At 72.8% G+C, this 23,471-nt stretch carries 22 protein-coding genes; 6 read left to right on the forward strand and 16 right to left on the reverse strand.

Translation table 11 applies throughout. From position 1 onward, the window contains the following. Nucleotides 1-11: 11 nt before the first annotated feature. From DFJ68_RS02740 to DFJ68_RS02780, 9 genes are all read right to left on the reverse strand, one after another. Nucleotides 12-923, reverse strand: a complete 912-nt coding sequence (locus DFJ68_RS02740) for a 2-hydroxy-3-oxopropionate reductase (protein ID WP_121030810.1) — start codon at nt 921-923, stop codon at nt 12-14. A 45-nt stretch (nt 924-968) separates the two neighbouring features. After that, nucleotides 969-1,778, reverse strand: coding sequence for a hydroxypyruvate isomerase family protein (locus DFJ68_RS02745; RefSeq protein WP_211333443.1), 810 nt, complete (start codon nt 1,776-1,778; stop codon nt 969-971). 286 nt (nt 1,779-2,064) lie between these two features. Next, entirely contained in the window at nt 2,065-3,438 is a 1,374-nt protein-coding gene (locus tag DFJ68_RS02750; RefSeq protein ID WP_121030814.1) for an 8-oxoguanine deaminase, read from the reverse strand. A gap of 4 nt (nt 3,439-3,442) precedes the next feature. Beyond that, nucleotides 3,443-3,769, reverse strand: coding sequence for a hydroxyisourate hydrolase (uraH, locus tag DFJ68_RS02755; RefSeq protein WP_121030816.1), 327 nt, complete (start codon nt 3,767-3,769; stop codon nt 3,443-3,445). Next, complete coding sequence (gene uraD / locus DFJ68_RS02760; protein WP_121030818.1) at nt 3,766-4,302, reverse strand: 2-oxo-4-hydroxy-4-carboxy-5-ureidoimidazoline decarboxylase; 537 nt, start codon at nt 4,300-4,302, stop codon at nt 3,766-3,768. The genes uraH and uraD (DFJ68_RS02760) overlap by 4 nt, the downstream gene beginning before the upstream one ends. Then, nucleotides 4,299-6,275 carry a 2-oxo-4-hydroxy-4-carboxy-5-ureidoimidazoline decarboxylase gene (gene uraD / locus DFJ68_RS02765; RefSeq protein WP_121030820.1) on the reverse strand — a complete coding sequence of 659 codons (1,977 nt, stop codon included), beginning with the start codon at nt 6,273-6,275 and terminating at the stop codon, nt 4,299-4,301. The genes uraD (DFJ68_RS02760) and uraD (DFJ68_RS02765) overlap by 4 nt, the downstream gene beginning before the upstream one ends. A gap of 31 nt (nt 6,276-6,306) precedes the next feature. Beyond that, nucleotides 6,307-7,278 carry a factor-independent urate hydroxylase gene (pucL, locus tag DFJ68_RS02770; protein WP_121030822.1) on the reverse strand — a complete coding sequence of 324 codons (972 nt, stop codon included), beginning with the start codon at nt 7,276-7,278 and terminating at the stop codon, nt 6,307-6,309. Nucleotides 7,279-7,543: 265 nt separating this feature from the next. Beyond that, a complete protein-coding gene (locus tag DFJ68_RS02775; RefSeq protein WP_245963417.1) occupies nt 7,544-8,869 on the reverse strand; it encodes a DUF6986 family protein in 1,326 nt (441 codons plus the stop codon). A 98-nt stretch (nt 8,870-8,967) separates the two neighbouring features. After that, entirely contained in the window at nt 8,968-9,429 is a 462-nt protein-coding gene (locus DFJ68_RS02780) for an SRPBCC family protein (protein ID WP_121035022.1), read from the reverse strand. A gap of 344 nt (nt 9,430-9,773) precedes the next feature. On the opposite strand from DFJ68_RS02780, the gene DFJ68_RS02785 reads away from it, so the two are divergent. Beyond that, entirely contained in the window at nt 9,774-10,151 is a 378-nt protein-coding gene (locus tag DFJ68_RS02785) for a VOC family protein (protein WP_121030824.1), read from the forward strand. Between the two features lie 122 nt (nt 10,152-10,273). After that, nucleotides 10,274-10,846, forward strand: coding sequence for a hypothetical protein (locus tag DFJ68_RS02790; RefSeq protein WP_121030826.1), 573 nt, complete (start codon nt 10,274-10,276; stop codon nt 10,844-10,846). A 173-nt stretch (nt 10,847-11,019) separates the two neighbouring features. On the opposite strand, the gene DFJ68_RS02795 is transcribed toward DFJ68_RS02790, so the two are convergent. The 3 genes from DFJ68_RS02795 to DFJ68_RS02810 form a co-directional block, all read right to left on the reverse strand. Further along, nucleotides 11,020-11,730, reverse strand: a complete 711-nt coding sequence (locus DFJ68_RS02795; protein ID WP_121030828.1) for a PKD domain-containing protein — start codon at nt 11,728-11,730, stop codon at nt 11,020-11,022. Nucleotides 11,731-11,930: 200 nt separating this feature from the next. Further along, nucleotides 11,931-12,656 carry a DUF6318 family protein gene (locus DFJ68_RS18210; protein WP_170165690.1) on the reverse strand — a complete coding sequence of 242 codons (726 nt, stop codon included), beginning with the start codon at nt 12,654-12,656 and terminating at the stop codon, nt 11,931-11,933. 163 nt (nt 12,657-12,819) lie between these two features. After that, complete coding sequence (locus DFJ68_RS02810; RefSeq protein ID WP_121030834.1) at nt 12,820-13,500, reverse strand: VOC family protein; 681 nt, start codon at nt 13,498-13,500, stop codon at nt 12,820-12,822. Between DFJ68_RS02810 and DFJ68_RS02815 the strand changes: the two genes are divergently transcribed. Beyond that, on the forward strand, nt 13,499-17,173 hold the full coding sequence (locus DFJ68_RS02815) for a TM0106 family RecB-like putative nuclease (RefSeq protein WP_245963418.1): 3,675 nt from the start codon (nt 13,499-13,501) through the stop codon (nt 17,171-17,173). The two genes, DFJ68_RS02810 and DFJ68_RS02815, sit on opposite strands and share 2 nt — an antisense overlap. Here the strand turns inward: DFJ68_RS02815 and DFJ68_RS02820 are convergent. Continuing rightward, nucleotides 17,059-18,507, reverse strand: coding sequence for an ADP-ribosylglycohydrolase family protein (locus DFJ68_RS02820; RefSeq protein ID WP_245963419.1), 1,449 nt, complete (start codon nt 18,505-18,507; stop codon nt 17,059-17,061). The two genes, DFJ68_RS02815 and DFJ68_RS02820, sit on opposite strands and share 115 nt — an antisense overlap. A 127-nt stretch (nt 18,508-18,634) precedes the next feature. On the opposite strand from DFJ68_RS02820, the gene DFJ68_RS02825 reads away from it, so the two are divergent. From DFJ68_RS02825 to DFJ68_RS02835, 3 genes are all read left to right on the forward strand, one after another. Next, nucleotides 18,635-18,997 carry a hypothetical protein gene (locus DFJ68_RS02825; RefSeq protein WP_121035024.1) on the forward strand — a complete coding sequence of 121 codons (363 nt, stop codon included), beginning with the start codon at nt 18,635-18,637 and terminating at the stop codon, nt 18,995-18,997. Then, nucleotides 18,990-19,412, forward strand: coding sequence for a hypothetical protein (locus DFJ68_RS02830; RefSeq protein ID WP_121030838.1), 423 nt, complete (start codon nt 18,990-18,992; stop codon nt 19,410-19,412). The genes DFJ68_RS02825 and DFJ68_RS02830 overlap by 8 nt, the downstream gene beginning before the upstream one ends. An 84-nt stretch (nt 19,413-19,496) precedes the next feature. Beyond that, nucleotides 19,497-20,696 carry a lipid II:glycine glycyltransferase FemX gene (locus tag DFJ68_RS02835; RefSeq protein ID WP_121030840.1) on the forward strand — a complete coding sequence of 400 codons (1,200 nt, stop codon included), beginning with the start codon at nt 19,497-19,499 and terminating at the stop codon, nt 20,694-20,696. 3 nt (nt 20,697-20,699) lie between these two features. On the opposite strand, the gene DFJ68_RS02840 is transcribed toward DFJ68_RS02835, so the two are convergent. The 3 genes from DFJ68_RS02840 to DFJ68_RS02850 all read right to left on the reverse strand — a co-directional run bounded on the left by DFJ68_RS02840 (nt 20,700) and on the right by DFJ68_RS02850 (nt 23,413). Further along, the gene (locus DFJ68_RS02840; protein WP_121030842.1) at nt 20,700-21,614 is read right to left on the reverse strand and encodes a hypothetical protein; all 915 of its coding nucleotides are present in this window, start codon (nt 21,612-21,614) and stop codon (nt 20,700-20,702) included. Beyond that, nucleotides 21,611-22,543: a hypothetical protein gene (locus DFJ68_RS02845; RefSeq protein ID WP_121030844.1), complete on the reverse strand. Its 933-nt coding sequence runs from the start codon at nt 22,541-22,543 to the stop codon at nt 21,611-21,613. The genes DFJ68_RS02840 and DFJ68_RS02845 overlap by 4 nt, the downstream gene beginning before the upstream one ends. Nucleotides 22,544-22,645: 102 nt before the next feature. Continuing rightward, entirely contained in the window at nt 22,646-23,413 is a 768-nt protein-coding gene (locus DFJ68_RS02850; protein ID WP_147431499.1) for a hypothetical protein, read from the reverse strand. Nucleotides 23,414-23,471: the final 58 nt, after the last annotated feature.

Below are 23,471 nucleotides of genomic sequence, written 5' to 3' on the forward strand. Positions count from 1 at the left end.
TGCGGACGGGGTCAGGGGGCGGTGGGCTGGGCGGTGGGCCGGGCGGTCGGCTGGCCGCTGAGCCGCTGGACGCCGCGCAGCAGGGCGGAGTGGTCGAGCCCGCCGTCGCCGTTCGCGCGGGCGGCGGCCATGAGGGTGGCGACGAGGGTGCCCAGCGGCAGCACGACCCCGGCCTCGCGGGCGGCGCTGCCGACAATGCCCATGTCCTTGTGGTGCAGGTCGATGCGGAAGCCGGGCTCGAAGGAGTCGCTCAGCATGTTGTCGCGCTTCTGGTCGAGCACCTTCGAGCCGGCGAGGCCGCCCCCGAGGACGGTGAGGGCGGCGTCGAGGTCGACGTCGTAGGCACGCAGGAAGACGACGGCCTCGGCGAGCGCCTGGATGTTCGCGGCGACGACGAGCTGGTTCGCGGCCTTGACGGTCTGCCCGGCGCCGTTGCCCCCGACGTGCACGACGGTCCGGCCCACGGTGTCGAGCAGGGGCTTGGCCTCGGCGAAGTCCTCGGCCGACCCGCCGACCATGATCGACAGGGCGGCGTTCTTCGCGCCCGCCTCGCCGCCGGAGACGGGGGCGTCGAGAAGGCGGAAGCCGTGCGCGCTCGCCTCACGGGCCAGCTCGGCGGTGACGTCAGGGCGGATGGAGCTGAAGTCGATGACGAGCGTGCCGGGCTGGGCGTTGGCGAAGACGCCCTCGTCCCCCTGCAGCACGGCCTGCACGTCGGGGGAGTCGGGCACCATGACGGCGACGACGTCGGCCCCCTTGACGGCCTCGGCGATCGAGCCGGCGGCCCGGCCGCCGGCGGCGACGAGGTCCTTGGTGCGGTCGGGGTGCAGGTTGTAGCCGACGACGTCGTGCCCGGCGTTCGCGAGGTGCACGGACATCGGGCTGCCCATGATGCCGAGGCCGATGAAGGCGATGGTGGTCATGACTGGCTCCTTAGTGGGGGCGGGAGGGACGGTGCTGGAAGGGGCTCAGGCGACGGTCGGAGCGGCGGTGAGCCAGGCGAGGCTCTCGGGCGTGGTGGCCGTCGTGGGCGTGTACTCGAGCCCGACCCAGCCGGTGTAGCCCGTGGCCGCGATGGCGGCGAGGTGCGCGTCGAGGTCGAGCCGTCCGGAGCCGGGCTCGCCGCGCCCGGGGGCGTCGGCGACCTGCACGTGGGCGATGCGGTCCGCGTAGCGGTCGATGGCGGCGGCCACGTCGTCGCCGTTGTTGGCGAGGTGGAACAGGTCGCAGAGGAGGCCGACGTTCGGGGCACCGGCCGCGCGCACGTCGTCGACGACCGACACGGCATCCGCCGCGGCACGCAGGGGGTAGGGCTTGGGGCCGCTCACCGGCTCGACGAGCACCGTGCCCCCGATGCGGGCGGCGGCCCGGGCGGCGCGGGCGATGTTCTCGCGGCCGAGCTCGTCCTGCTGCTCGGGCGTGGCGTCGTCGACCCGGTTGCCGAAGAGGGCGTTGAAGGCGCGGGTGCCGAGGCGCTCGCCGATGCCGAGGGTGACGTCGATGTTGTCGGTGAACTGCGCGGCACGCGATGGGATCGACAGCACACCGCAGTCGGGGCCGGTGAGCTGCCCGGCGAAGAAGTTGAGACCGGCCAGCTGCACGCCGGCGTCGTCGACCGCCGCCACGAAGGCGTCGACCTCGCGGTCGCCGGGGACGGGCTGGTCGGGCCACGGCCACCAGAACTCGACCGCGTCGAACCCGGCGGCGCGCGCCGCGGCGGGCCGCTCGAGCAGCGGGAGCTCGGTGAAGAGCAGCGAGCAGTTGGCGAGGTAGGGCAGTCCTTGGGCGGTGGTGAGGGTCATGGTGTCTTCTGTACTTCCGTAATGTGGAAATAAACTTCCGATATGCAAAAGAGTAGGGAACGGGGAGGGTGGCGTCAAGGCATCTCGACCCTCGGGACGGTGTGCCCGTCGGCGCGGTGACGAGGTCGTCTGGGTCACGGATCGACCGACGGCACAGTCGTGCTCACGACACGGCGCTCGAACGACACCGGGCCGTCGACGACACAGGGCCGCCCACGACGTGAGGTCGTGGGCGGCCCTGGTGACGGCGCGACGGGTGGGGTCAGCCGGCGACGCCGGCGCGCTGCAGCAGCCTCGTGCTCGCGGCCTTGAGGTCGGCGGCCAGGTCGACCTCGTCCACACCGACGAGGCGGTCGCGCTCGACGACGGGGTCACCGCCGACGAGCAGCAGCTCGAGCGGGGGCATCGCGCCGAGCACGAGGCCGGCGACGGGGTCGACGATGTCGCCGTGGGCCAGGCCGTCGACGCGCCACAGGGCGAGGTCCGCCTGCTTGCCCGGCTCGAGCGAGCCGATCTGGTCGTCCCAGCCGAGCACCCGCGCCCCACCGATGGTGGCCAGCTCGAGCGCGTCCCGGACGCCGAGGGCCCGCGGCCCGCCCACGGCGCGGGCGAGCAGCAGGGCGTGCCGGGCCTCCTCGATGAGTGACGACGCCTCGTTCGAGGCCGGGCCGTCGACTCCGAGCCCGACCTTCACCCCGGCGTCACGCATTGCCCGGGTGCGGGCGATGCCGGCGCCCAGTCGGGCGTTCGACGACGGGCAGTGGGCGACACCGCTGCCCGTGCGGGCGAGGGTGGCCACCGACTCGTCGTCGAAATGGATGCCGTGGGCGAACCACACGTCGTCGCCGAGCCAGCCGACCGACTCCATGTACTGCACCGGGGTGCTGTCGAAGTGCTCCCGGCAGTAGTCGACCTCGTCGGTCGTCTCCGCGAGGTGGGTGTGCAGCCGCACGCCCTTGTCGCGGGCGAGCGCCGCCGACTCGCGCAGCAGGTCGCCCGTCACCGAGAACGGCGAGCACGGGGCGAGGCCGATGCGCAGCCGGCTGTCGGGCGACGGGTCGTGGTGTCGCTCGACCGCCGCCGCGCTCGCGGCGAGGATCTCGTCGAGGCCCTCGACGACGTGGTCGGGCGGCAGGCCCCCGCGGGAGCGGCCGAGGTCCATCGACCCGCGGGTGGCGAGGAAGCGCACCCCGACCCGCCGGGCCGCCTCGATCTCGGCGCCGAGCACGTCACCGCCGTCGTGGGGGAACACGTAGTGGTGGTCCATGGCGGTCGTGCACCCGGTACGGGCGAGCCAGCCGAGGCCGGCCGTGGCCGCTGCCCCGGTGATGTCCTCGTCGATGCCCGCCCATACGGGGTAGAGCGTCGTCAGCCACTCGAACAACGTGCTGTCGCAGGCGATCCCGCGCGTGGCCCACTGGTAGAGGTGGTGGTGGGTGTTGACGAGGCCGGGGGTGGCGACGCACCCGGCGCCGTCGACCACCCGGTCGTCGGGTCGCCGGTCGGCCTCGGCCAGCCGCCCGGGCCCGACGGCGGCGACGCGGCCGCCGTCGACGACGACGTGGCCGGTGCGGTGCTCCGTGCGGGCAGCGTCCATCGTCACGACGGTGCACCCGTCGATCACGGTCCGTGCCATGGGCTCAGCTGCCCCGGTAGGTCGAGTAGCCGTACGGGTTGAGCAGCAGCGGCACGTGGTAGTGCGCCCCCGCCTCGGTGACCGTAAAGGCGATGACGACCTCGGGGTAGAAGCCCTCGACGCCGGATGCCGCGTAGTACGCACCCGAGGCGAAGCGCAGTCGGTAGTCGCCGGCGTCGAGGTGCTCGGGGCCGAGCCGCCCCACGCGACCGTCGGCGTCGGTCGTGCCGGCGCCGAGGGCCGCCCCGTCGAGGGTCTCGAGCGACACCTCCACCCCGGCCGCCGGGCGGCCGAGGCTCGTGTCGAGCACGTGCGTCGAGAGGCTGCTCACGCGGCCACCTCCGTGAGTCGGAGCAGCGCGATCTCGCGCAGCTGGGTGACCGTCTCGGCCCGCTCCGCCGCGTCGTCGTTGCCGAGACGACGGCGCAGCTCGCCGAGGATCTCGCCGGCGGTGCGGCCGGCGGCGCGGATGAGGAAGACGCGGTCGAAGCGCTCTTCGTAGGCCCGGTTGCCGTCGGTGAGCTCGGTCGCGACCTGCGCGTCATCCGGGTCGACGCCCGACTGCTCGCGGGCGCTGAACTCGGCCTGGTGGGCGGCCGACGTCGCCCGCTCGCCGATGCGAGGGTGGCCCGCCAGCGCGGCGGCGAGCTCGTCGTCGGTGAGGTCGTCCGCGGCATCCTCGGCGGTGCTCAGCAGCGCGTCGAGATCGGCGTACGGGCGCCCGCCGACGACGACGTCGGCGAACCGGGGGACGCCGAGGCAGGCGAGCACGCGGGTGCGCGCCTCATCGTCGGGCAGGGCGTTGAAGGCGTGGAGACCCGCGGAACCCTCTGTCGCACGGGCGTGCTCGGTGGCGGCGCTCATGCCATCGAGTCCACGTCGGTGATGCGCATGCGCGCGCTGAGCACCGGGTTGGCGTCGGCGACGAGGTCGTCGAAGCGGTAGGCGGCGATCTTCGCGATCTCGATGAGGGCGGCCGCGTGCTCCTGGCTCGGGGAGTTGTTGAGGCGCTCCCAGCCGTGGCGCAGCACCTGCGCGTACGAGTCGCGGTCGCGCACGCACGTCACGAGGGGAAAGCCGAACCGCTCGCGGTACTGCCCGTTGAGCTCGTCGAGCTCGCCGTGCGACTTCTCGTCGAGGCGGGTCAGGCCGAGCGCCGACTGGTCGCGCAGCGAGGGGTCGCCCGGGGCGCCGTCGGCGACGCTCTCGGCGCCGAGGTCGGGGTAGGCGTTGATGAGCTCGCGCTGCTCGTCGGCGCTGGCGGCGAAGAGGGCCTCCTGGAAGGCCTGCCGCAGGTCGCCGGTGTCGGCGAACGGGCGCTGGTCGTAGGCCCGCTCGGCCACCCAGCGCGGCCCCTGGAAGAGGCTGCCGAAGGTTTCGACGAACTGGTCCTGGGTCATCTCGTTGACCTCGCTGAGGCGCACGAGGTTGCCGGGCGAGCCCGCCACCGCCGGGCCGCGGTTGCGGCCGACGTGGTGGAAGAGCAGGTTGAGGATGATCGCCGTGAGGCTGCCGAGGGTGATGCCGGAGCCGACGATGATCTGGGCCCACTCCGGGACGGCGTTGCGGATGTCCTCGGTGCCCTGCGGCGCGAAGCCGGTCGAGCCCGTCGAGAGCACGGTGACGTAGAGAGCGAGGCCGATGCTCGTGCCGACGATGACGACGTTGCGGTGGTCGTGGAAGTCGACCTTCGACAGAGTCTGGATGCCGACGACGGCGACGGTCGCGAACATCGCGATGGCCGCCCCACCGAGGACGGGGTGGGGGATGCCGGCCACGAGCGCGCCGGCCTTGGGGATGAGGCCGATGACGATCATGATGGCGCCCGCCATGGCGACGACGTAGCGGCTCTTGACCCGGGTGAGGCGCACGAGGCCGACGTTCTCGGCGAAGCACGTGTACGGGAAGGAGTTGAAGACGCCGCCGAGCGTGGTGGCCATGCCGTCGGCGCGCAGGGCCCGGGCGATGTCGTCGCGCTCGATGCGCTTGTCGACGATCTCGCCGGTGGCGAAGACGTCGCCGGTCGTCTCGACCGCCGTGATGAGCATGACGACGATCATCGAGATGATGGCGGCGACCGAGAACTTCGGCCAGCCGAAGAAGAACGGCGTCGTCACGCCGAACCACGACGACTGCCCGACAGAGTCGAAGTGGGCGTCGCCGAGGGCCCAGGCGACGAGCGTGCCGATGACGAGGCCGACGAGCACCGCGACCGTCGCCATGAAGCCCTTGAAGAGGCGCTGGATCGCGACGATGAGCGCGAGGGTGCCGAGGGCGTAGGCGAGGTTGCGCCCGCTGAAGGGCGCGAAGTCGGGGCCGAGGCCACCGGCGGCGTCGTTGGCCGCGACGGGCAGCAGCGCGATGCCGATGATGAGGATGACCGTGCCCGTGACGACCGGCGGGAAGAAGCGGATGAGCCGGCTGAAGTACGGCGCGATGAAGAAGGTGAAGAGGCCGGCGACGATGACGGCGCCGTAGATGACGAGCAGGCCCTCGGTGCCGCCGCCCGCCGCGAGGCCGATGGCGATCATCGGGCTGACGGCGGTGAAGGTCACGCCCTGCAGCAGGGGCAGCTTGACGCCGACCTTCCAGAACCCGACGGACTGGATGATCGAGGCGATGCCGCACGTGAAGAGGTCGGCGTTGATGAGGTGGATGAGCTCTTCCTGCGACAGGCCGATGGCGCTGGCGAGCAGGATCGGCACGATGACCGCGCCGGCGTAGAAGGCGAGCACGTGCTGGAAGCCGTAGACGAAGAGTCGCGGCGCAGGCAGCACCTCGTCGACCGGGTGGCGCGACGGGCGCGTGGGCTTGGGGGGAGTTGCGGTCGCACTCATGGTGATGTCAGTCCCTTCCGAGCGGCGTGGGTCAGCAGAAGCCCGGCGTGGCGAGCCACGCCTCGGGCGCTTCGGGGACGTCGTCGCGCACGACGCTCGCCTCGATGAGACCGTAGGGCCGGTCGGCGGCGATGAACACCTCTCCGTCGTTCTCGACGTCGGGGAAGGCGCTGAAGTCGACGGCGAAGTGGTGCTTGTTCGGGGCCGAGAAGCGGATCTCCGCGACGTCGGGGTGGCGCTCGAGCACCGCGGTGCCCATGGCGTGGAGGCTCTCCTGCAGCGCGCGGCTGTACGTCCGGGCGAACAGCTCGAGGAGGGTGTCGCGCACGCTGTCGTAGGTCTTGTTCCAGTCGACGTCGGTGCCGAGGTAGCGCCAGCGGGCCACGAGCGAGGTGGCGAGGATGCGGTCGTCGGCCTCCTGCAGCGTCGTGTACTCGTCGCGCAGGTAGCCCTTGAACTCCGAGCCCGTCGACTTGAGCACGACGAGGTCCTTCAGGCCCGAGATGACGTGGGCCTCGCGACCGTTGCTGTCGCCGTCGCCGTCGCCGTCGCCGTCGCCGTCGCCGTCGCCGTCGATGTCGCCGGTGCCGGCGCTCGTGCCGACCGTCACGACGGTGGTGCGCACGTCGCCGCCGCGCCGCACGAAGGCGTGGTCGTGGCCGCCGTCGCCGACGGGGATGCGGTCCCAGGCGTACTGCTCGACCTCGATGCGGGCGCTCGTCGCGGCCGGCGTCACGTCGAGGAAGCGGTGGCCGAGGGCGAGGGCGTAGTCCTCGGGAGAGGCGACGCCGTGCTTCTTCGCGTAGATGAAGGCGGTGTTTTTCTGGGTGTCGGTCGGCAGCACCTTGGCCTGGTCGCCGGTGGTGTGCGCGTCGGCGAAGTCGCCGCGCAGCGAGGTCGAGACGTTGAGGTCGGTGATCTCGTGCCGCGCGGTGTCGCGCGTGATGCGCACGACGCGGTTCTCCGCCTTGCCGTACTGGTTGGGGCCCAGGACGATGCTCATGGTTCTACTCCAATGTCGAGGCTGTGGTCGTGCTCGAATCGCTCGCGCCGGTGCGAAGCCATCGGGGTGACGTGGCTCGGGTCGCGTCGGGCCGTTAATGACCGCTGCGATCAGTTGATTCCGTGATGTGGAAGATGATTATCGAATAACGGAACTGTAGGGAGTGGCGCCGACGGCGTCAACGGTCCGACCGCACCGTGTTCCGGCGTCGTGGCGGACCGTGACGAACCCTGAGGAAACGTGGCGCGGTCGGATGCCGGTGGGCTCAGGCGCGCTTGGCCAGCACGCCCAGCGCGGCCCGGCCCTCGCCGACGGCGCTCTCGACCTCGACGTCGGTCAGGGCGCCGCAGTCGAGCCCGCGCAGGATGAAGTCGGCGAGCGCGCGGGCCGTGGCCGGCTCGTCCATGACGTTGCTGTCGGCGCGCGACAGGTAGGTGCGCAGCCGGGCGGCCGCCGCGTCGAAACCGCTGCGGTAGAAGGCGAAGACGGCGGCGTACCGGGTGGGCAGCTGCGCGGGGTGCAGGTCCCAGCCCTGGTAGTAGCCGCGCTCGAGGGATCGGCGCACGAGTCGCAGGTGCAGCGCCCACGCGGCCACGACGGCATCCTCGTCGCCGGTCGGGATGATGTTGGTGCTGCCGTCGGACAGGCGCACGCCGGTGCCCGCGGCGGCCACCTGCATGACGGCCTTGGCGTGGTCGGCGGCGGGGTGGTCCATGGCCTGGTACTGCGCCGCGATGCCGGCTGACGCCGAGTAGTCGTAGGTGCCGTAGTGCAGGCCGGTGCAGCGCCCCTCGGCGGCGTGCACCATGCGCGCGACGAGCGCGGTGCCGTCGGGCCCGAGGATCGACTGCGGCGTCTCGACCTGGATCTCGAAGCGTAGGGGGGTGGTCAGGCCCAGACCCTGCTCGAGGCGACCGGCGGCGTGCACCATCGCCTCGACCTGCTCGACGCTCGTGACCTTGGGCAGGGTGACGACGAAGCCGTCGGGCAGCGCGCCGCCGTCGACCACCGCCTCGACGAAGCGCGCGAGCGTGCGCACGCCGCGGCGGCGGGTCGGCGCCTCGAACGACTTGAAGCGGATGCCGGTGAACGGCGGAGCGCTGCCGGTCGCCCGCCCCTCGAGCAGGGCGGCCGCGGCCCGGTCGACCTCGGCGTCCTCCTCGCTGTCGGGGCGGTCGCCGTAGCCGTCCTCGAAGTCGATGCGGAGGTCCTCGATCGGCTCGGCGGCGAGCTTGCGGCGGACGTCGTCGAGGCGGGCGCGGGTGTCTGTGGCGGTGTCGCCGGCGGTGGGTCCAGACGCCTGGCTCAGCAGGTCGTGGAAGGCGGTCTCGTGGGCGGCGACGGCGGCCAGTGCCTCCTGGCCCCAGCGGGTGGCGAGGTCGGGGGTGAAGCGGTCGGCCGGGACGTAGACGGTGTGCACCGGCTGCCGGCCCGGCCGCTCCCCGGGGAAGCGGCGGGCGAGGTCGGCGTCGGCCGCCTCGAGCCGCGCGTCCAGGTCGTCGGCCAGGTCGTCGGCCAGGTCGTCGGCGAGATGGGCGGCGAGGCCGGTCGTGTCGACGCGCTCGTCGACGGCGGACGGGGTGTGGGTCATGGCGGCCTCTTCCTCAGCAGATTCTGTCTCGCGGATATTATCTTCTGCATCGTGGAAGTCAACGGCCCTCGTCCGGAGTGGTCCCGCGTCGACCCGGCTCAGGTCAGGCTGTCGGCGAAGCGGTCCAGGGCCTGGCTCCAGTGGCCCTCGACGTCCGGGTGCGGGTCGTCGGCCGTGAGGCGCTCGTGGGTGACGTCGACCGTCGTGCTCTCGCCGGCGTCGACGAGGTGGAGGTCGACGAGGCTGGCCGGCGCGTCGTCGTCGGCGTGCCACGAGACCCGCAGCTGCTCGATGGGGTGGTAGCTGCGCACGACGCCGTGCGGGCCGTCGGTGCTGCGCCACGACTCGCCCTTGCCGCCGAGGCGGGCTCCGGGGCCCAGCAGCGCCTCCGTGCCGGCGGTGCTGATGAGGTGCTGCCAGACCTGCTCGACGGGGGCCCCGACCTCCCGGCTGACGTGGACCGTCCCGGCTGTCGAGGTGGTGCCGCCCTCGGAGTCGCCGGTGGCCACCGACTCGTCGTCGACCTCGCCCTGGGCGGTCGCGCTGCTGTCACTGCTCATGTCCACCTCCGCGTCGCACGGGCCGCCCGGACGGCGCCCCGCCTCGGGACAGTCGACCAGCCTCGGGGCCCCAGCACAATGGGAGCCGGCTGACGATGCCCTGACCGCGCGCCCCGGCATCCGCCGTCGTCGTCGCAACGGCCCGATTCCGGACACGCCCTCTCGGCCCCGCCCGTCCAGACTTTCGCCGCGGCCCGATTCCGGACAGGCTCCAGCGCCTTCGCCCGTTCAAGATCCCGCCACGGCCCGATTCCGGACAGCTCTCGCCGACAACGCCGCCCGGAATCGGGCCGTGGCGCGGAAACGACGGGCGGACCGGCGTCGCCACTCGCTACCGTCGACGGATGATCGACCACTTCGGCATCACGTGCATCGACCTGGCGGCCAGCTCCCGCTTCTACGACGCCGTCCTCGGCGAGCTCGGCTTCACGCGGCAGATGGACGTCGGCGAGGCGATCGGCTACGGCACCGAGGGGCACCCCGACTTCTGGATCTCCGCCTGGTCGGGCCCGGAGGTGAACCGCGAGATGCACCTGGCGTTCAGCGCGACGGATGCCGGTTCCGTCCGACGTTTCCACGAGGCGGCCGTACGCCTCGGCGCCGAGTCGCTCCACGAACCGCGCCTGTGGCCGGAGTACCACCCCAGGTACTTCGGGGCCTTCGTTCGCGACCCGGACGGCAACAACGTCGAGGCCGTGACCCACCGCGGGGACGCCGGCTGAGGCTGAGCGCTGACGCGCATCGCGGTTGGACAAAGGTCTCGAAGTGGTCACCACGCCGTTCCTTCCGTCGGCGACGGGGTAGGTCACCGACACACACCGCAGGTGGAGCGAAGGAGAAGACGATGAGGTTCCCACTGCTGCTCGTGCTCGTCATCGTGGTGCTCGGGGTGCTCTGGTACGTGATGAGCGGACGGTCGGTGAGCCGCCGCAGTGCCCCCAGTCGCCACGAACCGGTGCTGCCGTCGCAGCGCAGCGACCACGGTCTCAACGTCCCCTTGACCAGTGCCGGAGGCGGGCTCGCCGCCCAGAGCGCGTCGGAGCCCAGCTTCGGCGGTGCTCACACCCCCATCGACGAGGACCGGCCGGCCACGGTCAGCTGGGACCGCGACGCCCGTGACGAGGACGAGCTCATGACCGACGAGCCGGGCCAGGAGCCGGGGGGCGACCGCGTGGCTCCGCCCGCCGAGTCGGTCGGGCCCGGGGGCGGAGCCACGCCCGGCGCAGCACATGCGGAAGTCGGTGACCGCTACACGGTCGACGAGCCGGAGGGCGCGGCGTCGATGACGGACGAACCGGCCGGGGCCGAGGCGGCGGCGGGTGCCGCTGCTGCGACGCGTGCCTCGACGCCGCGGGTCGACGGTGGCGACTCCGACGATGACCCCGTCGAGGCCGAGGGCGACCACCCACTTCGCTGAGGTGACCGTCCGATGTGCGTTCGACACCTCCGGCGGCGCAGAGGTGTCGAACGCACATCACGTCGTGCCTCTGGCACCCCCGGGACGTGAGGGGTGGTGAACGCGGTCTCTCTTTCTGAACACGACGCCGACGCAGTGGCCCCCGACGCCGTCGCGCCACCGCGTGGAGCGGGTCAGCGGCTGACGAGGACGCCCCGGGCCTCGCGCACGGTGACGTCGGTCGCCGGTCCGGGAACGGTGACCGTCGCCGGGATGGGGTTCCACTCCGTGCCGTCAAGACTAAAGTCGGCGCCGAAGGTCGTGTTGACGCGCACGGGGAACGAACCCGGCTCGCGGTAGACGTGGGTGATGTCGCCGTCGGGATACACGCCCCCGGTCGACGTCGTCGGCCCGATTGAGCTGCCGTCGCCGAACGTGTAGGTGAACCCGACGAGCCTGGGGCGGATGCTGACCCGGATGCCGAGGAGCGTGCTCGTGTCGACCTCGCCGGGGGCGAAGCCGTCAGCCGTCCAGTCGACCTTGTAGAACGTCGTGAGGTTGACGAGGGTGGTGTTGCCGGCCGGCTGGCTCGAGACCTGCGGCTTGGACCACGGAGTCCGTTTGAAGGCCTGGACGATGTCGGCCATCGACAGCGTCGGGCGTGCCCCCGGGGCGACGTCAGCAGCGCACGTTGCTCCTTCTGTCACCCACGGCTCGGTCACCTCTCCCGCGACGAGGGTCTGGCGCCAGATCCGCAGGTAGGGCCCGACCATGTCGGGAGGGCAGTCCTTGAGGGCATGCGCGCAGGACGCGTCCTCGCTGATCGTCCCGGGCAGCGACTGGGGGCAGTCGTAGAGGGAGAGGTACTGGTAGACCGGTGCGTTCTCGGGCCGGTCGGGCAGCAAGGCGCCACCGTCGTCACCGGGAAATTTGGGCAATGCAAGCACTTGAGCTCGAGTGAGTCCTGCATAGGCGCCGCCCGTATCTGTTCCGCACTCTCCATTGAAGTAATCCCCGTTGCACTCGTCCGCCACGGCCACCGTGAGGCCAGCCGCCGACAGACACAGGGCGAGACTGGCGACGCCAAGCAGGCGAGCCAAGCTCCTCACTTCTTTGCCGTCTGGAGACGTTGCACTTCCCAGTGCTCGCGAAATGCCAAGCTGATGATGAATGCGCCCTCAGCGTCGGAAGTGGTGTCGACAACGCGATCTTGAGAGTCCAGAATCTTGACCCCCCGTTGCGTCAAGAAAACGTTGACGATGGCGCTATTGGTTGAGAATTTCGACGCGGTCGCCGATGCGATCTTGAGCGAGGCACTCGAATGCCGCCATCGATTGCGCTCAAATTTCTGTGCCGTCTGAAAGTAGGTCTCACAGTTCGCGCACGAGGTCGAGAAGAGCCCGGTGAGCTCTTCAGGAGCGGCGGTAGTGAAGGCCCGGTTCAACTGTTCAACGTAGAACGAAGCGAAAGCTTCGGCGCCCTGCATAGTTTTGGGGCGTGCGGCCTTGGGGATCCTCGCGATCACCGGGTCGACGGTCGCCGCCGAACTCGTCGTCGGAGCGGCTGTGGTCGTCGTTATCGACGTGCTCGTCGTGGGCGGCGGCGCCGTGCTCGAGCTCGACGGTTGCTGGCTGCTCGTGGCCGCCTCGGGAGGTGAGCCGGAGCAGGCCGAGAGGGCGACCGCGGCCGTGGCCGCGACGGCGCACGCCATCGTCATTCGTCGTGAAACGGACATCACTTTCCCCTGATCGTGAACCTGCACGGACGGCGGCCGCAGGGCCACCGCACGAAGTGCTGCCGGAAGGGTGCCACGATCCTGCCGCAGGCGCACCCCCCTGCGCTCCCGTCATCCACAGGTCCACGCCGTCGGCCCGCAGAGCCTCGGCTCCCAACAAGCAGGGCAGCGCGTCGCCAGACCGCCCACCACGGGCACGGTGCGAGGGAGACGGTGGGCCACCTCCCGGCATCCGACGTCGATCACGCCAGCACGAGGCTCACTCGTCGGTGAACGCGCAGAACTCGTTGCCCCAGGGGTCGCTCATCACCGTCCACTGGATGTCGTCGCCGCGTCCGCGCAGCACACGCGCCCCGGCGGCGACGAGCCCCTCGACGGCGTCGCACGTGACGTCGACGTGCACGCGGTTCTTGCCCTGCTTCGCCTCGGGGACCGCCTGGTAGACGAACGACTCGAAGGGCGCACCAGGCACGGGCTCGGCCCAGCTGAAGCCGCGTCCGCTGCGCTGCACCTCCGACCCCAGCAGCCCGCCCCACCACCGCGCGACCTCGTCGGCGGCGTCGTCGTCACCGGTGACGTCCCACACGAGCTCGTAGAGACGCCGCGTCACCGGCTGGTCGCGCGTGAAGACGCAGAAGAGCTGGCCGTCGGGGTCGCGCATCACCGTCCACGGGAGCGAGTCGTCGAGCAGCACGGCTCCCGACGCGACGAAGGGCTCGACCGACTCGGCGTTGACGTCGAGGTGCAGCCGGTTCTTGACCGACGGCGCCTCGGGCACCCGGTTGACCCAGACCGCGGTGTCCCCGTCTGGCGAGCGCAGGCACGCGTCGCCGTCGTCGTGCGGGTGCGCCTCCAGCCCCAGCCTCGGCGCCCAGAAGGCCGCGAGGGCGTGGGCGTCGAGGGAGTCGACACAGAGGTCCTTGTACCGGGCGATGGCCATGCCCGACAGTACCCACCGCGCGTCGGCGGCGGCAGCGCCCGGCCGCGTCACCGGCCCGGCACTGTCGGCGGCCGCGGGCATACTCGCCGCCATGCAGCGCATCGACGGTCGGCTCGTGCTGAGCCCCACCGACCTCACCAAGCACGTGGCGTGCCCGCACGTCACGACGCTCGACCTCGAGGCGCTCCAGGGCGGTCAGCGTCCGTCCACCGGTCCCGACGACGCCCTCAACCTCGTCTTCGCCAAGGGCCTCGAGCACGAGTACGCCTACCTCGCTCAGCTGCGTGCGCAGGGTCTCGTCGTCGAGGACATCGCCGACCTCGACCTGTCGGGCGAGGCTGCCGAGGCGGCGACCGTCGACGCCATGCGGCGAGGTGTCGACGTCGTCTACCAGGCGACCTTCTTCGACGGCCACTGGGTGGGACTGGCCGACTTCCTGCTCAAGGTCGAGCTGCCGCCGGGGGAGTCGAGCGTGTTCGGCGGCTGGCGCTACGACATCGCCGACACGAAGCTCGCCCGCCGCCTCAAGGTGCCCGCCCTGCTGCAGATGGCGACGTACGCAGCGCGGCTCGAGACCCTCCAGGGGATGCCGCCTCGCTGGCTCACCGTCGTCACCGGCGACCGCGAGCGTCACGCGTGGCGCCTCGTCGACGTCGCGCCGTACGCGCGGCGCCGACGGGCCGACCTCGAGGATGCCGTCACCCACCCCCGAGCGACCGAGTCGGCCCGCGTCGAGCACTGCGGCCAATGTCGCTGGAAGGAGCGCTGCGCCCAGGAGTGGGTCGACCGCGACGACCTCATCCAGGTCGCCGGCATGCGGGCCGACCACCGCGCGGCGCTCGTCGACGTCGGCATCCCGACCCTGCGCGCCCTCGCCGAGGCCCCCGACGAACAGGTCGCCCGGGCCCTGTCGACGACGAGCCGACGTCGGCTGCACCTGCAGGCGCGCCTGCAGCTGGCCGAGCGCGAGACGGGTCAGGCGCAGTACGAGCTGCTCCCGCCCGAGCCGCGCCGCGGCCTGCAACTGCTGCCCGAGCCGGATGCCGGTGACGTCTACCTCGACTTCGAGGGGGACCCGTGGGCCGACGGCGGAGCAGGCCGGGAGTACCTCGCCGGCGTGTGGACTCGGGAGGGGGAGTTCACGGCGTTCTGGGCGCACGACTTCGCGCAGGAGGGCCGGCTGACCGCCGACCTCGTCGACTGGCTGACCGACCGCTGGACGCAGCACCCGGCCATGCACGTCTACCACTACGCGCCCTACGAGACGACGGCGCTCAAGCGCCTCGTCGGGCAGCACGCCACGCGCGAGGCCGAGCTCGACCAGCTGCTGCGGCACGAGGTGTTCGTCGACCTCTACGCCGTCGTGCGTCAGGGCGTGCGCATCAGCAAGGGGTCGTACTCGATCAAGAAGCTCGAGGAGTTCTACTGGGGGACAACGCGGTCCGCTGTAGAGGGGGCCGCCGTGACCGACGGGCTGTCGTCCGTCGTCGAGTACGAGCGGTGGCTCGCCGCCCGGGCCGACGACGCGTCCGGCGACCCGTCGACGGCGGCCGACGAGGACGGGATCCTCGAGGCGATCCGTCTGTACAACCGTGAGGACGTGCGTTCCACCCACGCCCTGCACGAGTGGCTCGAGCAGCGGCGCGACGAGCTGGAGCGCGACGGCCAGGTGCTGTCGCGACCCGGCACCGCGCCGGTGAAGGAGATCGGCGACAACGAGCTCGCCGAGATCGACCTCGCCGAGCGACTCGTCGACGCCGACGGCCCCACCGCGCGGCTGCTGGCCGGGCTCGTCGGCTGGCACCGGCGCGAGAAGCGCCCCGAGTGGTGGGACTACTTCCGCTACAAGGACCTCGAGACCGCCGAGCTGGTCGAGGACGCCACCGCCATCGGCGGGCTGGGCGAGCCGGAGGAGGTCGGGCTGGTGCGCCGCTCACGGGTGTGGCGCTACCCCTTCCCGCCGCAGGACTGCAGGGTCTCCATCGGCGGCTACGTCCCCGACGTCGACACGCACGCCAACGTCGGCAAGGTCGTGGCCCTCGACCCCCTCGAGGGGTGGATCGACCTGTCGATGGCCAAGGCGCTCGACCCGCCGCGACCGCGCGGCATCGGCGGCCCCGGTCCGGTGATGGACCAGGTGCTGCGCGAGAGCATCGCCCGCACCGCCGAGCTGGCCCTCGCCGGTGGGTCCAATCTCGCGACCCGTCTGCTCGACCGCGTCGTGCCCGCCGCCGAGTCACTCCGGGTCCGCGACGGGGAGACCCCGGCCGACGTGGTCGTCCGCGTGGGGCGCGTCCTCGACGGCGAGGTGCTCGCGGTGCAGGGTCCGCCCGGGGCCGGCAAGACCTGGGCCGGGTCGGCTCTCATCCGGGCGCTGCTCGACGCCGGGCTCACGGTCGGTGTCACCGCGCAGTCGCACGCCGTCGTGCTCAACCTGCTCGGCGAGGTGGGCCGCCCGGCACTGCACAAGGACGGCAGCCGGGGCGAGAACGCCGACACCGCAACGGGTTCCGGCGGCGCCTCAGGTGTCGAGGGTGACGATGACACCACCCGCGAGGCGCCGCTCATCGACCACACGACCGACAACGCGGAGGTCGTCGACGCCCTCGCGAGCGGTCGCGTCGGCCTCGTCGGCGGTACGGCGTGGCTGTGGTCGCGCGAGGAGATGACGGATGCCGTCGACGTCCTCGTCGTCGACGAGGCCGGGCAGTTCTCGCTCGCCAACGCCGTCGCGGTGGCGCCGGCCGCCCGGTCCCTCGTCCTGCTCGGCGACCCCCAGCAGCTGACCCAGCCGACGAAGGCGGTCCACCCGTACGGCTCCGGGGTCTCGGCCCTCGACCACCTGCGCACGACGGGGGAGGGCCCGACGGAGGAGGTGCACGACGTCGTCCCGTCCGACCGCGGCGTGTTCCTCGACGTCACCCACCGCATGCACCCCGACCTCACCGCCTTCGTGTCCGAGCTCGCCTACGAGGGTCGCCTCCACGCCGCACCCGGTCGCGACCGGCAGCGCGTCGACGCCCCCGGCCCGGTGACCGGCCACGGCCTGCGGTGGGTGCCGGTCACCTCACCGGTCGAGCGCGGGCAGGACAACCCGGAGGAGGCGGAGGTGGTGGCGGCTCTCGTCGACGGGCTGCTCGACGGCACGTGGACCGACGCGGACGGTGACGTCAGTCCGCTGCGCCTCGACGACGTGCTCGTCGTGACCCCCTACAACGCGCAGGTGGCCGCCCTCGTCGCAGCCCTTCCTCCCGGCGCGCGGGTCGGCACCGTCGACAAGTTCCAGGGTCAGCAGGCCGCGGTCGTGGTCTACTCGATGGCCAGCTCGTCGGCGGCTGCCTCGCCCCGCGGGGTGCCGTTCCTCTTCGACCTGCACCGGCTCAACGTCGCCGTGTCGCGGGCCCGGGCGCTCGCCGTCGTCGTCGCCGACCCGGGGCTGCTCGACGCGGGCGTGCACACGCCCGACGAGCTGCGCGCCGTCAACGCGCTGTGCCGGCTCGTCGACGTCGCGACGGAGGTGCGGGTCGACGTCCCCGCCGCCGGCGACGGCGACGCGCGTCACTCGCCGTGGGCGGCGACCTCCCACAGCCGTCCCTCGGCCCGGACGTCCGGCACCGCCGAGCGGATCGAGGTCTGGGCCAGCTCGGGCGCCACCCCGAGGTCGACCGCGTAGCGCAGCGCCACGGCCGGCGCCCGGCTGCTGCCGGTGTGGCAGTGCAGCAGCACCCGCTTGCCCTCCGCCCGGAACTGCCGCAGCGCCGACGACGCGTCGTCGAGCACGAAGTCGAGGTGCGGGTTGGCGTCGGCGTCACCCGCGTCGCCGTTGAACCAGAACTCGATGTGGTCCCGCGGCGACATCCCCTCGGCCGGCACGTCGTCGAGCCCGAGCGGGCAGAGCGAGACGACCGCCTGCACACCGAGCTCGCGAGCGCGGCGCAGGTCGCTGATGCTGCCGAGCAGGATGTCGGGGTCGATGGGGTGCGGCAGGGCGAGGGACGGCACGTCCGGGTCGACCATCGTCGCGACCGACGGCCACTCGCCCGGACGACGGCCGCCGCGCACAGTCGAGACCGCGATCTCGACGAGGTCGTGGGCGCGGTACCCGGGCCAGCCGTGCACCATGCGCCGCCACTGCGTCGGGATCGCCGAAGCGCCGTACCGGGCGCCGAGCAGTGAACCCGCCACGGCCGCGACGGTGTCGGTGTCGTGGCCGGCCCGCACCGCTGCCTGCAGCCCGCGCTGCACGTGCATCGCCGAGCCGTCGCCACGGTCGGTCGTCGTGATCGCGGCCCAGGCCGCCTGCAGCGCCGTCACCGTGAAGCCGTTGTTCTGGAACTGACCCGGGTCCGCGCCGGTCGCCTCCTCGAGCCAGTCGGCCCAGCGCGCGCGGTTGCCGTCCGCGACGAGGTCGAGCCCGGCCGCGAGGTCGAGCGTCCCCTCGGTGACGGCCACGCGGATGGCCTCCGACCACAGCACCGACGAGTCGGACGCGAGATCGTCAGCGTGGGTGAGCCGGGCCACCGCCCGGGCCGCCGCGGCGGTCTTCTCGCGGTCGTCGAGGGCGAAGAGGCCCACGACCGAGGTGCGCATGAGCGCCCCGTTGCCGGCCGTGTGGCCCGTCCGCGCGTGCAGGGCCTCGGCGGACGCGGTGAGCTGCTCGTGCGGGCGGCCCGGCAGCGAGGCGGCGTCGAGCAGCACGGTGCGGGTCTGCAGACCCACGTCGGTGGCACCCCCGGCCAGCCAGGCGACGAAGGCCTCCGCCACGGCATCCAGCCCGTCGGGCCCGGTGAGGTCGAGGCCTGCGGCGGCAGCCGTCGCGACGCACAGCGTCATCTGCGTGTCGTCGCTCCACTCGCCCGGGTCGTAGGGCCCGAGCCCGCCGCCCTTCATGACGGCCTCCCCGACCGGGGGAGCGGCCATCTCGTACGGGACGCCGAGGGCGTCGCCGCAGGCCTCCCCGAGCAGGCATCCCGCTGCACGGTCGACGACGAGCGGGCTGACCGGCACGTGACCTCCTTCGCGCGCCGGCCTCGTACCGGCGTCGTCGCACGACGTGCCACGCGGCGCGTCGAGGCGCAATCTACGGGGTCGGCGGGCGCCGGGGCGCACCAGCGGCACGACGTAGGATGCCGCCGTGCTCCAACCCCTGACCGTCGGGCTGCTCGTCGCCTGCGCCGCGCTCGCCCTGGCGTCGGCCCACCACCTCGTGCGGCGCCTGCTCATCGACAACCTGCTCATCATCATCGCCCTCGTCGTCGAGCTCGGCCTGCTCGTCCAGCTCGTCCTCGGGCTCGGCCGCTCGGGCGCCATCGCCGACGGCGGCGAGCGGGCGACGTTCATCGCCTACCTCTTCACGGTCCTCGTCGTGCCGCCCGCGGCCGTCTTCATCGCCATCAAGGAACGCGGCCGCTGGGCCATGGGCATCATGGTCTCGGGCGCCCTGGTCGTCATGATCCTCGTCGGCCGCCTGCAGCAGGTGTGGAGCCTCAATGTCTGAGCCGGATGCCGGGCCGCACACCGGGCGTGGACCCGGCCGCCTGCTCGTCGCCGTCTACGGCCTGCTCGCCCTCGCGGCCACCGGCCGGTCGATCCTGCAGATCAGCGAGTACTTCGACCGGGCCCCCGTCTCGTACGTCATGTCGGCCCTCGCGGCCGTGATCTACGTCGTCGCGACCGTCGGCCTTGCCCGCGGAGACCGCTCGTCGGTGCGCCTGGCCACCGTCGCGCTCACCGTCGAGCTCGCCGGCGTGCTCGTCGTGGGCGCCCTCTCGTACGCGCTGCCCTCGGCGTTCCCCGACAAGACCGTCTGGTCGCACTTCGGCGCCGGCTACGGCTACGTGCCGCTGCTGCTGCCGGTTCTCGGGCTGTGGTGGATCCGGCACACGCGCCGACGCGCGGCGCTCACCTCCTGACGACCGCGCTCGCCCCCGCCTCCCGACGACCGTGGCCCCGCACGCCGTCGGGTGCGGGTCCGCCCCGCCGATAGGGTGACGGCCATGACCGCCCTGACCTCCCGGACCGGCCCCCTCACCGTGCGGCCCATCACCGCCGACGAGGAGCTCGCGACGCTGCTCGAGGTCGGCGGCAGCTTCCTGCAGACGCCGAGCTGGGCCGCCTCCAAGCCCGACTGGCGGCGGCAGTACCTCGGCTGGTTCGACGCCGAGGGCACCCGCGTCGGTGCGGGCCTCGTGCTCGCCCGCCCCGTGCCGCGTACCCGCCGCTCCTTCGCGTACCTGCCGGAGGGGCCGGGCCTGCCGTGGGACGAGGTGGCGAAGGACCCGGCCGCCTGGTTCGACCCGCTGACCGACTGGGCCCGCGGCGCGGGCGCCTTCGCCCTGCGCGTCGGCTGCCCGGTCACGTCGCGGACGTGGGCGCCCGACGTCGTCAAGAAGCAGATTGGCGAGGGCGGGCTGCTGTCGTTCACGAGCCTGCCGCCGGCGTTCGACAACCCGTCGGCCCGGGCGCTCGAGACCTACCTCGACGGCGCCGGCTGGACGCCGATCGGCTGGGGCACGAGCAATGCCGTCGGCCAGCCCCGCTTCCTGTGCATCGTCGACCTCGAGGGCCGCGACGCGCCCACGGTGCTGCGCTCGATGAACCAGCAGTGGCGGCGCAACATCAAGAAGGCGGAGAAGGCCGGGGTCGAGGTGGTCGTCCGAGGCCTCGAGGGCCTCGACGCCTTCTACGAGCAGTACACCGAGTCGGCCCACCGCGACGGCTTCTTCCCCCGGCCGAAGTTCTACTTCGAGCGGATCATGAAGGCGTTCGCCGCTGACCCCCGCGTCGACGCGTCCTTCTACGAGGCCAACGTCGCCGGTGACGTGCTCGCGTCCGCGCTCATGATCCGTGTGGGCCCGACGTTCTCCTACCTCTACGGTGGCTCGACGAGCCGCAACCGCGACGCGCGCGCCTCGAACGCTCTGCAGTGGAAGGCGATCCGTGACGCCATCGACCTCGGCTGCACGGCCTACGACTTCCGCGGCTTCAACACCTCGCTCGGCGCCACCTCGCCGCTGACCGGCCTGCTGCTCTTCAAGCTCGGGGCCGGCGCCGACGTCGTCGAGAAGGTCGGCGAACGTGAGCTCGTCGTGAATCGCTTCTGGCACAAGGCGTTCGAGGCCGCGATGCAGGGCCGCACCCTGCTGACGACGTGGCGCAAGCGCGGTCAGCCGCAGTCCACCGAGGCCGAGGTCTGAGCCTCAGGTGCGCCGCACGTCGTAGTACGGGCTGAGGTAGCAGGTGACGTAGCCCTGCCCCTGCTGCGACATGACGACCACCCCGTCGACGAGCACCCGACAGGTGACGTCTCCGCGGGAGCCCGCGCTGTCGTAGGGCACGCGCACCCGCAGGCTGTAGTAGTCGCTGCTCGTCGCCCGGCCCGGCACGGGCACCTCGATGGCCAGCGGCCTGGTCTGCGCCGGGTACTCGAAGCGCTGGCGCGCCGCGTCGCTGAGCGACACCTCGATGGGCTGGCCCCCGGCCGCCCGCGCCTCGAAGCGGATCACCTTGGCGCCCGGGGTGATCGCCGTCACCGGCACACTCGGCGCGGGCAGCAGCGTCGGTCGCCCGGAGAGCGCACCACCGACGCTCGGGCGCGCCCGCGTCGTCGCGGACGCCCCGCGTCGGCCCGGTGACGTGGGCACGACCGGACGCGCCGTCACGGTCAGGCGGTCGGATGCCGTCGGGGCGGGGGTCGCGCTCGGCGCTCGCGTCGTCGACGGGGTGGCCTGGGGGTCGACCGGGGCGGGTAGAGCCGGCCGCGCCACCGGGTCGTCGATGGCTTCCGTGGCCGGCCGGGCGAGGCTGACGACGAGCCAGACGAGCAGCGGCACGACGACCAGGGCGGCCGCCAGGGCCAGCTGCCAGGGGCGGACCGTCACCCCGGGGGTGGCACCGGGCGGCGTGACGAAGCCCCCGGCATCCGCGCTGGTGGCCGACCTGCCCGTGGTCGCCGACGCGACCGGGCTCGGGACCGACGGCGTCGAGCGCTCGGGCACCCACGTCGGGGAGGGCGGGCCGACCGGCGGACCACCCGGAGTCACCGCGTCGTCGGGCGGCAGGTCGTCGGGGACCGGAGTGTCGTCGGGGACGGACCCTCCGGGCGGCACGGTCACGGGTTGCTGCGCGAGGTCGGCAGGGCGGTGGAGGTGACGTCGCAGCTGACCCGCGTCGTGCCGACCGCGTAGGCGACGAGGACGTCGCCGGCCCAGGCCGAGCACGTCATCGTGCCGTCGCCCTCGTAGTCGGAGGCCGACACCGAGAGGTAGCGCGAGCGCGTGTTGTCGACCGGGAGGGAGACGGCGTAGGGGAGGGTCTGCTTCTCGAGCGTCTGGCTGCCACCGTCGGCGCCGTTGTAGAGCCGGACGTCGGCCACCCGCCCGGCGCCCTGGATCTCGAAGCGCACCGACGACACGTTCGCGCTGAGCCGCGGCACCGGCGTCGGGGTGACGGGCAACGACGTGTTCGGCACGACGGAGGGACGGGTCCGCGAGCCCGAGGGGCCGTCGTCGTCGCCCGACCGGCTGACGAGCACCCCGGTGACGGCGGCGAAGACGACGACCGGGATGAGGAGCACGGCGAGGACGAGCGCGATCATCTTGCCGCCGCTCGGGCGACACCCGGACGGGGCGGTGGGAGGGGCCCAGCCGGGTCGGGGCGGGCCCACGGGCCGGCCGTCCGGACCGGTCACCCCGCCCGTCTGCGGCTCGTACCGGTAGCCGCCCTGGTCTCCCGCCCCCCACGGCGAGGTGGTGCCGCCCGAGGGCGGCCCCTGAGGTGCGGACTGAGGTGCGGACTGTGGTGCGGCCTGTGGTGCGGACTGAGGTGAGGGCTGGGGTCCGGCGGGCGTCCAGCTCGGCGACCACGACGGTCCGGCGGCCTGCGGGGCCGGGGGGACGCCGGGCGTGCCCGTCGTGCCCGTGTCGCCAATGTCGCCGGCCTCCTCCGGGAAGCTCACGTGGTCGTCGTCGGTCGGGTCGGGCACGTCGGCGGGCTCGTAGCCCGGCGCGAGCGGGTCGGGACGGAACGGCGGGATGTCGGACACGATGATGCTCCCCTGGTCGTGTGTTCGGCGCGGTCCAATGTAGCGGCGCGCCTCTGAGCCGCGTCGCGACCGTACGGTTCCCGTCCCCGGCCGGCGAGGGCCTCAGCGTGCCCGCGACAACGGGACCGTGCACGTGACGGCCAGCAGCTCACCCGGCCCGTCGCTCACCGCCGCGGTCTGCAGCGACACCAGCGCCCCGTCGACCCGCACCTGGCACTGCAGGACGTCGCCGGCCGACAGGCCCGCCCACTGCGAGACGTCCACCCGCGCGGTGACCGAGCCCTGCGACCGGGTCAGCGTCGCGGGCTCGGAGGCGCTGCCGACCCGCTCCGTGTACGGCAGCGTGACCTGCTGGGTCCGCCGCTGGCCCCCCTCCATGACCTCGATGTCCACCGGGGTGGCCGCGACGCTGCCCTCCGCCACGATCACGGTGCTGATCGAGGCGCCGGACGAGGGGACCGCCCCCACGACGGTGGCCGGGTCGACGACGGTCGGCCGACCGGTGCCGTCGTCGACCGACGCCCCGCCCATCGTCCGGGCCAGCCCTCGGCACTCCGGGCTGTCCTGGACGATGTTGCCCGACGCGTCGGCGTCGCACTGCACGTCGCCCATCCCGGCCCCGCCCCCGTACGCGCCGTGGTCGGTGCCGGAGTTCCCCCCGGTGCACATGCCCAGCGCCACGAACGCGCCGGCCGCCCACCACCAGCCCCGACGCGCCGACGAGCGGTGCCGCCGCGCGGTCTGCCACGACGGGCCCTTCACCGGGTCGCCGGGGCGGGGCGCCCACGCCGACGGAGGCAGCTGCGGGGGCTCGCGCTCGTCGGAGAACGCCCGGTGCCGGTCGCTCTGCGGTACCTCGTCGTCGGGCACGGCGTCCTCCTGGTGGGTGCCCGGGCTGCCTGCCCGGGCCACCGCTTCGAGGCGCCCG

The organism is Terracoccus luteus (assembly GCF_003635045.1).
GTDB lineage: Bacteria > Actinomycetota > Actinomycetes > Actinomycetales > Dermatophilaceae > Terracoccus > Terracoccus luteus.

Coding starts and splice junctions, on each gene's coding strand:
- DFJ68_RS02740 (WP_121030810.1), bottom strand. CDS start 923: ATGACCACCATCGCCTTCATCGGCCTCGGCATCATGGGCAGCCCGATG.
- DFJ68_RS02750 (WP_121030814.1), bottom strand. CDS start 3,438: ATGGCACGGACCGTGATCGACGGGTGCACCGTCGTGACGATGGACGCT.
- uraD (WP_121030818.1), bottom strand. CDS start 4,302: ATGAGCGCCGCCACCGAGCACGCCCGTGCGACAGAGGGTTCCGCGGGT.
- uraD (WP_121030820.1), bottom strand. CDS start 6,275: ATGAGTGCGACCGCAACTCCCCCCAAGCCCACGCGCCCGTCGCGCCAC.
- pucL (WP_121030822.1), bottom strand. CDS start 7,278: ATGAGCATCGTCCTGGGCCCCAACCAGTACGGCAAGGCGGAGAACCGC.
- DFJ68_RS02775 (WP_245963417.1), bottom strand. CDS start 8,869: ATGACCCACACCCCGTCCGCCGTCGACGAGCGCGTCGACACGACCGGC.
- DFJ68_RS02780 (WP_121035022.1), bottom strand. CDS start 9,429: ATGAGCAGTGACAGCAGCGCGACCGCCCAGGGCGAGGTCGACGACGAG.
- DFJ68_RS02785 (WP_121030824.1), top strand. CDS start 9,774: ATGATCGACCACTTCGGCATCACGTGCATCGACCTGGCGGCCAGCTCC.
- DFJ68_RS02790 (WP_121030826.1), top strand. CDS start 10,274: ATGAGGTTCCCACTGCTGCTCGTGCTCGTCATCGTGGTGCTCGGGGTG.
- DFJ68_RS02815 (WP_245963418.1), top strand. CDS start 13,499: ATGCCCGACAGTACCCACCGCGCGTCGGCGGCGGCAGCGCCCGGCCGC.
- DFJ68_RS02810 (WP_121030834.1), bottom strand. CDS start 13,500: ATGGCCATCGCCCGGTACAAGGACCTCTGTGTCGACTCCCTCGACGCC.
- DFJ68_RS02830 (WP_121030838.1), top strand. CDS start 18,990: ATGTCTGAGCCGGATGCCGGGCCGCACACCGGGCGTGGACCCGGCCGC.
- DFJ68_RS02835 (WP_121030840.1), top strand. CDS start 19,497: ATGACCGCCCTGACCTCCCGGACCGGCCCCCTCACCGTGCGGCCCATC.